The following is an 845-nucleotide window of genomic DNA, read 5'->3' on the forward strand; positions in this document are numbered from 1 at the left end:
GAGGGGTTGGTGTCGATGTTCCTCGCGATGTTGACGAAGGGGTCTTTCGCGAGAAGTACGGCCTGGGAGATAGTCCTTACATAATCTACGCCGGCCGCATAGAAGAGGGTAAAGGTTGTGGCGTGCTGTTTCGCTACTTCGCGGGATGGAAGCTTAGGCATCCCGGGGATGATCTTAAGCTCGTGCTGGTTGGTGCGGCCAAGATGCCCGTTCTTGATCACCCTGATGTACTGTACCTTGGGTTCGTCGACGAGGTAGACAAGTTCAGCGGAATTAAGGGCGCCCTCGCCCTAGTCCAGCCTTCTCGATTCGAGAGCCTCTCGATTGTGCTGCTCGAGGCTTTGCGGTCGGGGACGCCCGTTTTAGTCAACGGAGCATGCAAAGTCCTCAAAGGGCACTGCTTGAGAAGCAATGCCGGGCTTTACTACGCCAACTACCTTGAGTTCGAGAAGGAGCTCGAGTACATGATGACCCATCCTGATGTCCACGGCAGGATGGGCGAACTCGGCGTCCGCTACGTCGATGAGAACTACAGCTGGGACGTCATCATGGGGGAGCTATGCAGTCTGATCGATAGAGTTGCAGCCAGATAGTTACACCACTTCTATCTTGGCGATGTAGTTCCGCTTGGGGGTACTGTATCTGATGGGTGGCAGTTCTCCTGATGGTGGATAATATGTGCTAGAGTGTGCGTAGAAAAAGCGAATTTGACACAGGGTGTTTTCTATCGTTGATGGAATGCATGGAAGGAGGAGTGATGTCGAGCACAAGTGCTTCGGTTGACGTGGAGTCCATCGTTCTTGCCGTAAAGGAGGATATCGCGAGGAACTGTAAGGCGGAGCAGA

The 845-nt window shown here is 53.6% G+C and carries 1 protein-coding gene; it reads left to right on the forward strand.

Annotated features, from left to right (window positions below):
* Positions 1-593: glycosyltransferase family 4 protein (locus G7Y44_RS09910; RefSeq protein ID WP_165249567.1), on the forward strand; the 593-nt coding region annotated here is incomplete at its 5' end.
* Positions 594-845: the final 252 nt, after the last annotated feature.

It is taken from the genome of Adlercreutzia sp. ZJ141 (assembly GCF_011038965.1).
Lineage (GTDB): Bacteria > Actinomycetota > Coriobacteriia > Coriobacteriales > Eggerthellaceae > ZJ141.